We start from the raw sequence: 8,408 nt of genomic DNA, 5'->3' as shown, positions 1-8,408 counted from the left end.
GGTCGATCAGACCAAGCTCTACACTGGTGATTCCACCGTCGCCAATGGCGTGGCGACCTGCCCGGCCGGTACCGATCCGGTGGCTTGCCAGTTCAATCCGTTCGAGCCCAATTCGTCGGCAGCCAGCATTGCTGCCGTGCGTGCGGCCAGCGTGACGGCCCCGTCGAACACCTACCTCATCGAGAAGACCTACCACGCTGGTCTGAGCGGTGAGCTGTTCAGCCTGCCGGCCGGTGCCGTGCAGCTGGCCGGTGGTTTCGAGTGGCGCAAGGACTACCAGCACACCGTGCCGGCTCCGCAGCTGGAAATCGACCCGACCACGGGTAGCTGTATCCTGGGCAGCCAGTGCTTGAGCGCCGTGCAGGGTGGTTACACCACCAAGGATCTGTACGCCGAAACGTTCATCCCGATCCTGGCCGGTCTCCCGGGCATCCAGTCGCTGAACCTGACCATCGGTGACCGCTACTCGAAGATCGGTTCCTTCGGCAGCACGAACAACTTCAAGTTCGCGGTCGAGTGGAAGCCGTTCGACGACCTGCTGCTCCGCGGCACCATGGAAGACGTGTTCCGCGCTCCCAACCTGACCGAGCTGTACTTCTCGGGTTCGGATGCTCCGCTGATCCACACCGATCCGTGTACCAATTACGCTGGCGCTCCGGCAGGTTCCCCGCTGGCTATCGCCTGCGCGAACGTGCCGGCCAACGGCACCTTCCAGAACCAGTACGTCGTCTCGCAGACGCAGGCTGGCGCTGTGGTGCAGGGTTCGCGCGTCGCGGGCTTCCCGGTCAAGCCGGAGCACGGCAAGTCGTATGACTTCGGCTTCGTGTACAGCCCGTCCTACGTGCCGGGTCTGTCGACCACGGTCGACTTGTGGCGCGTCAACCTCAACGACACCATCACCACGGTGGGTCTGCAGAGCCTGCTGAACCTCTGCGCCAATGGTTCGACCCAGTACTGCCAGTACATCCAGCGTCAGGTCGGCGGCCCGAATGCTGGCCAGCTGCTGCAGTCGACGGTTGAGCCGACCGGTAACCTGGGTTCGTTGAATACCTCCGGTATCGACTTCTCGGCCAACTACAAGCTGCCGCAGTTCTCCTTCGGCCAGTTCAACGTCGGCCTGAACGCGACCTACCTGAAGTACTACGACCAGGTCACCGCACCGGGCGTGGAAGGTTCGGTCACCTACAAGAACGCCGGTCACCTGCTCCCGTACGGTTCGGCTGCCTCGGCTGCCTGCCCGGATRACGCTGGCGTCTGCTTGTTCCCCCGTTGGCGCKGTCAGGCCTTCGTGGATTGGCAGGCCGGTGGCTGGAGTGCCCAGTGGCGCATGCGCTACATCGGTCGCTTCCAGAACGGTGCAGCGACGGGTTCGCCGCAGGATAGCTTCCCGAACGGTGAGTCGGGCACGATCCTGAAGTACGGTGCGACGACGTACAACGACGTGTCGGTCGGCTACAACCTGGCCATGATCAACACCCGTCTGGACTTCGGCATCAACAACCTGTTCGACAAGCAGCCGCCCATGCTGTACGCGAACAACACGTTGAACGCCAACACCGACCCGAGCGACTTCGACCTGATGGGCCGCTACTACTGGGCTCGCGTCACGGTCAAGTTCTAAGTCGTAGATATAAGCGTTAACCTTGAGGGCCGCGTGAGTCATCACGCGGCCCTTCTTTATTTGCGTGAAGCCATGGCTCCGAACGAACTCACACAGATCACCGCAGCCATCCAGAATGGCCAACTCCAGCGTGCCGAACAACTGAGCCGCGAGGCGCTGACACGCTTCCCGCGGCAAACAGACCTGACCTTGATGCTCGCTCTCAGCCTGCACATGCAAAAGCGGGTGGACGAGGCCTTGCCCTTCTACGCCGAGCTCGCACAAGAGCTGGACAGCACCAGCAGCTGGAACAACTACGCGACCGCCCTGAAGGACTCCGGCAACGTGCCTGAGGCTGCCAAGGCCTTTGCGCGTGCGGTCGAGCTGGATCCAGGCAACCTCACGGCCAAGGGCCAGCTCGGTCTGCTGTTGATTGACCTGCGCGACTACCTGACCGCGCGCAGCCTTCTGCTCGATGTCGTCGCCGCGGATCCCGACTCGCTGGCTGCCCGCATCGATGCGGCGCGCGCCTGCTGCCACTGCCAGGACACCGAAGGTGCCTCTGAACTGCTGCGTCGTTGGCGACAATGGCTGCCGTTCAACGACGACGACCTGCAGTTGTCGTTGGCGCAAGTGTTGACCTTGAACAACGACATCCCCGACGCGGTCGACCTGCTGGAGGATCTGCTGGCGCGTTGGCCTGCCCAGTTCGACGTGCGCCTGCTGCTGGCCAATCACTATGAGCGGTTGAACCGCCTGGCCGATTCCGAAGCCGTACTCGCGCCGCTGCTGCGCGCCGGATCGAACGCCTCCGAAGTGCAGTCCAAAGAAGCCAGTCACTTGCTCGCTACGCTGGCATTGCGCAAGGGCGACGCTGCCGCGGCCAAGGATCTGCTCGAGCGGGCGGGTCCGGAGGCGGAAAACAGTTACAGCCACTACTTCCAGCTGGCATCGGTGTACGACAAGCTGGGTGAAACGTCGTCCGCGATGGAAGCGCTGCACGTCGCTCACCGCATAGAAGCGAATGAGCGGCGCTTCGATTCACCGGAGTTCTTCGTGGCCGGCTCGCCCGCCATGCCGGTCGACGCGCCCCGTGTCACCGCCGAGCAATTTGCGCGCTGGCCCACGCTGACGGCCCCTGCGATGGGTGATTCGCCCATATTCGTCGTGGGTTTTCCGCGTTCGGGCACGACCTTGCTCGAGCAGGTGCTGGACGCGCATCCGGGCTTGCAGTCGATGGACGAGAACCCGTTCTTCAACCGGCTTGCCGGCGTACTGGGCAATCACGACCGACGCATCCTCGATGACCTGAGCGTGCTGCGCCAGTACGACGTCGACGAATTGCGCAAGCGTTACCACGTGATGGTGGGCGAACGCATCCAGCGCGATGGCGATGCCCGCCTGGTCGACAAGAATCCGCTGAACATGCATTGGCTGCCGATCATGTATCGGCTGTTTCCGGAAGCGAAGTTCGTACTCGCCGTGCGCCATCCGTGCGATGTCATCCTGAGCTGCTACATGCACAGCTTCCGTTCGAGTGCATTGGCGGCCGCCTGCAGCAACCTTGAGCGGCTTGCCCATGCCTACGTGGAAACCATGCAGCGCTGGCTGGAAGAGGTGAGCATCCTGCAGCCGTCGGTGATGTTGTCGCGCTACGAAGATCTGGTCGCTGATTTCCCGGGGCAGGTTTCGCAGATCGCCCAGTTCCTGGAACTGGATGATGCCTCGCCCATGCTCGGTTTCGACCGCCATGCGCGCAGCAAGGAATACATCGCGACCCCGAGCTATTCGCAGGTGATCGAGCCGATCAACCGCAAGGGTGTGGGTCGCTGGCACAAGTATCGCGAACAGTTCGAACCGCTCTTGCCGATACTCGAGCCCATGCTTCGCCACTGGGGCTACGACACCGCACCGGTGTGAAGCAGTCGCGCAGCGGGGCGGCAATCAGCGCGTGTTGATTGCCGCCAGCTCGGGCATCAAGGGCAGGTAGTGCTGCCAGCGCCCGACCGAATGCGTATACACCGCCTGGCGGGCTTGCCAGGCGCTCGCCGTCGCAATGGCCTTGGTCTGTTCGGTCGGCATGTCTTGGGGCGCAGCGGACTGGGGAATGCCCAGCCACTGCGCAATGGCGGCCAGCGTGTTCTCCGGCGCCTCGACGACTTGCTCGTAGGACACGCTGAGGAAGGCGGCGGGATAGCGTTCGCGCCAATGCGCTGCCAGGCGTCGACAGTCGCGGATCACGGTGGCGATGTCGCTCATGTCGTAGGCGTAATCATGGGCCGGGTCATGGAACGACTGCGACCACAATGACAGGGCGGTGTCGCGCGGATCGCGTTCGCAATGGATGATCCGCGCATTCGGCCATAACGCCATGGCCAGATCCACGCGCAGCAGGTTGAGCGGCTGCTTGTCGATATACCAATGCGCGGGCTCATCGTCCTGGCGGAGCTGGCGTGCGTATTGCGCGGCGGCCTCCTCCAGTTGCTGGCGCGAGGGCGAGACGGCAGCGAGTCGCTGTTCCCAGAAGGACAGCCAACCGAGTTCGCCGCGAACCTTCACCGACGGATAGCGGGCCAGGCGCTGCGCCAGCAAGGTCGTTCCCGAGCGCGGCACGCCCACGATGAACACCGGTGTCCAGTCGTCTGCCGGCTGCAGTGTCAAGCGGTTGGCCGGTGCCGCCAGGCGCGCTTCGATGCTGCGCTTCCAGAGTTTGCGCGACCATTGGCTGCTCGCGTGGGCGAGGGCGTTGGCCTGCCGAAAATAGGTGGCGGCCGAGGCGAAATCACCCAGGTCGTCGTGCGCCTTGCCCAGCGCAAACAGTACGGCGCGGCGCGTAGGCTCGCTCAGGCCGGGTCGCTGCAGCACGCTGTGGAAAAAGTCGAAATCGTGATGACCACGATCGCTGTAGCGCTGCAGCCCGGCCAGGCCAAGCGGGATGTTCCAGTCGATGGCGTCGGGCGTTTGTTCCAGCGCGCGGACGTAGTGCGCACGGGTGCGTTCAAACTGCCCCAGCTGAATGCCGAGCATGCCGGCGTAGGCGTGCAGGCGTGGATCATCGGCACCCGCACGAATGGCGTTCTCGCAGATGGTGAACGCTTCGTCTGGCCGTCCATAGTCGTCGAGCATTTCGACCGCACGGATGACCGTGTCCACTTCGTGACCGCCCTGCGCGAATGCCGAACGCAGCACTTCGCCAAGCGCAAGCAGCCGGCCCTGTTCGCGCAGCAGCGAAGCCAGCAGGAAGGCGGCGCCGGTATCGCCGGGATGGGATCGCAGCCACTCGTACAGCAACTGTTCCGCCCGTTCGCTGTGACCGTTCTGCCACAGCAGCCCGGCCAGCCCGAGGAGGATATCGGCCGACTCGGGAAAACGCGCGGCGGCGGCATCGAAAACCGCAAGCGCGGCGGCTGTGTCCGAGCGCAACGCAAGTGCGCGCCCCTGCGCCAGCCAATCATCCTGCGGCTGCGACGCGAGCGTGTCGAGCAGGGCCCTCACGCTCCCCAGGGGCGTGTTGGCGATGGTCATACGTCGTGGGCCGGCAATCCAAGCGCCGCCCGCAACGGGTTGAGCAGCGCGCCATAGCGTTGCGAACGCGCGGTGTCCGTGCGCATCGGCTGGCGTACCTGGGTTGCGCTGGGCGAACGGACCACGCGCTGGTTCTGGTGGAAGTTCACGCAGGCTTCTTCGAAGGGCAGCCCACAGAACGCGAGCAGTTGGCGGATCTGCGTTTCGGGGTCGGCGACCATCGCCTCGTAGCTGTGCTGGCGAACGTGGCCGCAATGGAGGGCGGCGCTACGCGATACGCTGCGATCGAAGTCGTGCCAGAAGGCGGCCAGATCATCGAAGCTGCGGCTGTAGCCATTGCTGCCATCCAGCGGCTGGCGATAGCACGAGAAGCAGGTCTCCAGCGGATCACGACGCACCACCACGATGTGCGCGCCCGGCAGCATGGCGCGAATGGCGCCGATATAGATCCAGTTGTTGGGCAGCTTGTCGGTGAAGACGGGGCGTTCGCTGCGCCAGCGCGCGGTGCGGTCAAGATAGCGTTGCCCCAGGCGTCGCCAGTCCTCTGGTGTCGCTTCGCGCGCCCATTGCGGAATGGGCTTGCCGCCCAGCCGCTGGGTTTCCTCGGCCAGCACCTGCGGGAGATCCGGCAATTCGCCCGCGCCTTCGACCAGGGAGTGCGAAGCGAGGATCTGCTCGACCAGGGTGGAACCGGAACGGGGAAGACTGACGATGAAGATCACGTTGCTTCCCAACGGCTCGTTGCTGCCGATGGGCGCAGGCTCGAAGGCGTCCGAAATCGTGCCGATGGCCTTGGAAAAATGCGGTGCATTCCAGGCCTGGTAGCGGCGCGCGGTGGCATTGGCGCGCGCCAGCGCCTCCAGCGACTGGGCATATTGCCCCTCGTCATCGAAGGCCTTGGCCAGGGCGAAACCGATGGCGATGCGGTCGTTTTCGGTCGCGTCGGCACGCTGCAGCGCAGCCTGCATCTGCGCGATATCGCTTGCATCGAAACGCTGCGTGCGCAGGTCGGCCAGGCCCCACCAGGCCAGTCCGAAGGTGGGTCGTACCGAGAGCAGGCGGCGATATTCCGTTGCCGCCGCCTCGACGTCGCCGCGCGTGCGCAGCAGGTCCGCCAGCAGCGCGCGGGCGGCCACGTGATCGGGTGCCAGGGTCACGGCCCGCTGCAGCGCTTCAGCGGCCTCTTCGTTGCGTACCGACTTGGTCAGCATCACGCCGAGGTTGTACCAGGCCATCGCCAGTTTCGGCTCCAGCTCGCAGGTGCGCCGCAGGGCGCGGATGGCGCCTTCATAGTCGCCCGCCGTGCCGAGCAGGGAGCCCAGCGTGTTGTGGTAGAGCGCATCCTGTGGACGATGCACCAGCGCGCGCTGCATCAGGCGCACGGCGTCGTTGTGATGGCCGCGCAAGCTCAGGATGCCCGCCTTCATGCGCAGCACTTCCGGATGATCGGGGTAGGCGGTGAGCACGCGTTCGAGCTGGCGGTCGGCCTCGTCGGCGCGCCCGGCGTCCAGCGCCTGGGCGGCGATCATCACTTGTTGGGTGGCTGATGGTCCCAGCCCTTGCAGTCGCGAATTCATCAGTGGCCCGATCGAAGGGAAGGACTACCGCGACACAGTTTCCTGCTCACGAAAAAAGCGCGTGCGGCCCGTCGAAACGCGTCTATTATGCCCATATGCACCGGGGTGGGGACCGCGGTGCGCAATGGCATAGTGAGTTCGCAGGCGGTGGGAGCAACGATGAATAGCGGAGTGGGAGTGGCAGTGCCGGCGCTGCGTGAGATGGCGCTCAACGGATTGCGGCAGGGTGATCCGGCATTGGCCGAGCAGTATTTCGGGCGCCTGCTGGAGCAGGCGCCCGACGACGCCGAAGCGCTGCAGTTCGTTGCCAGCCGCCATCTGGCGCGGGGAGACACCAGCCRCGCGCTGGCCATGCTGGCGGCCGCGGCGAAGGCGCATCCGGAACATCCGGATCTGCTGCACCAACTTGGCGTGGCACAGACCGTCGCCGGCGACCTGAGCGGCGCCGCGGCAAGCCTGCGCCGCTGCGTGGACATCGCGCCCAACATGTTCGTGGCGCGCCTGCGCCTGGGCATCGCCCTGGAACAGTTGGGCGAGATGCAGCGTGCGCTGCTCGCCTATTTCGGCGCGGTCAATGCGGCCCAGGCACAGGGGCGCTGGATGAGCGACGCCACCACGGCGCCAGGGCTGCGCCAGGCCGTGCAGCACGCCATGCGTTTCATCGACGCCGGCCGTCGCCGTACCTTTGATGCGGTGCTGGAACCGATGCGCGCGCGCTATGGCCGCGACGCCCTGTCCCGTGTGGAAGACTGCCTGGCCATCTATCTGGGCGAGCGTCGGGCGGAGCTTCCCGATCCCCGGCAAAAGCCGAAATTCCTGTATTTCCCCGGCGTGCCGAGCCAGGCCTACTACGGTGCCGAACGCTTCCCGTGGCAGGCCGACCTGCAGGATGCCACCGAGGTGATCCGCGAAGAACTGCAGTCTGTGCTCGCGGAAAATCGTCCATTCGAACCCTTTCTCGGCGAACAGACGGAAGAAGGGCTCAAGGGACATCTGCGCTCCTCGGGCGAACAGCCGGCCRCGTGGGATGCCTTCTTCTTCTATCGCCACGGCGACCGCTTCGACGAGCATCACCTGCGCTGCCCGCGCACCTCGGCAGTGCTGGAGCGCGCGCCGCTGGTGCGCATCCGCGACCACGCGCCGGAAACGCTGTTCTCCGTGCTGCGGCCGGGCACGCACATCCTGCCGCACCGTGGCGTCACCAATACGCGACTGGTCACGCACCTGCCCCTGATCGTGCCGCGCGATTGCGCGATCAACGTGGGCGGCGAGCTGCATGCGTGGAAGGAAGGCCGCTGCGTCACCTTTGACGACACTTTTGAGCACGAGGCGTGGAATCGCAGCGACAGCACGCGCGTGGTGGTGATCCTCGACAGCTGGAATCCCGACCTCACCGAGGTCGAACGCATGGCCGTCACCGACCTGGTCGAGACCATCGGGGATTTCAACCGCGCCAGCGAAGTCGCCGTACCGGGGGAATGACGGCAGCGGAAGGGCTAGACTCAGCCGACGCCGGCTGCCTGTGTGTCGTACGCCAGGCGCACGCGGGCGGCGGGGCGGGCGCGTACCGCCTGGCACTGCGCGCGCAGGTCCTCGTAGGAGGCCAGGCGGCCTTGTAGCCAGCGCTGCATCCGGGGGCCAAACAGGCCGTCCACCTTGGGATCGGCCTCGCGCAGCTGGCCTTCGATGGCCGAGATCTTCCACGG

At 65.3% G+C, this 8,408-nt stretch carries 5 protein-coding genes and 1 pseudogene; 3 read left to right on the top strand and 3 right to left on the bottom strand.

All coding sequences use genetic code 11. The annotated features are described in order from the left end of the window. Together AC1DMG_RS17240 and AC1DMG_RS17235 are read left to right on the top strand one after the other, a co-directional pair. A partial coding sequence (locus AC1DMG_RS17240) for a TonB-dependent receptor domain-containing protein (RefSeq protein WP_477180826.1) occupies positions 1–1,621 on the top strand: 1,621 nt, incomplete at its 5' end. Positions 1,622–1,693: 72 nt separating this feature from the next. After that, complete coding sequence (locus tag AC1DMG_RS17235; RefSeq protein WP_441604748.1) at positions 1,694–3,520, top strand: tetratricopeptide repeat-containing sulfotransferase family protein; 1,827 nt, start codon at positions 1,694–1,696, stop codon at positions 3,518–3,520. 24 nt (positions 3,521–3,544) lie between these two features. Here the strand turns inward: AC1DMG_RS17235 and AC1DMG_RS17230 are convergent, their stop codons facing one another. Both AC1DMG_RS17230 and AC1DMG_RS17225 read right to left on the bottom strand, forming a co-directional pair. Then, entirely contained in the window at positions 3,545–5,125 is a 1,581-nt protein-coding gene (locus AC1DMG_RS17230) for a tetratricopeptide repeat-containing sulfotransferase family protein (RefSeq protein WP_441604747.1), read from the bottom strand. After that, positions 5,122–6,702: a tetratricopeptide repeat-containing sulfotransferase family protein gene (locus tag AC1DMG_RS17225; protein ID WP_441604746.1), complete on the bottom strand. Its 1,581-nt coding sequence runs from the start codon at positions 6,700–6,702 to the stop codon at positions 5,122–5,124. The genes AC1DMG_RS17230 and AC1DMG_RS17225 overlap by 4 nt, the downstream gene beginning before the upstream one ends. Before the next feature lie 159 nt (positions 6,703–6,861). Here AC1DMG_RS17225 and AC1DMG_RS17220 point away from each other — a divergent pair, with 159 nt between their 5' ends. After that, complete coding sequence (locus tag AC1DMG_RS17220; protein ID WP_477180825.1) at positions 6,862–8,184, top strand: aspartyl/asparaginyl beta-hydroxylase domain-containing protein; 1,323 nt, start codon at positions 6,862–6,864, stop codon at positions 8,182–8,184. A 20-nt stretch (positions 8,185–8,204) separates the two neighbouring features. Here AC1DMG_RS17220 and AC1DMG_RS17215 read toward each other — a convergent pair. After that, positions 8,205–8,408: pseudogene (locus tag AC1DMG_RS17215) on the bottom strand (sulfotransferase family protein); the annotation flags it as partial.

It is taken from the genome of Dyella sp. 01N36 (assembly GCF_056399745.1).
Note: the sequence above shows the minus strand (reverse complement) of the source record. Positions and strands in the feature narration are given on the sequence as shown.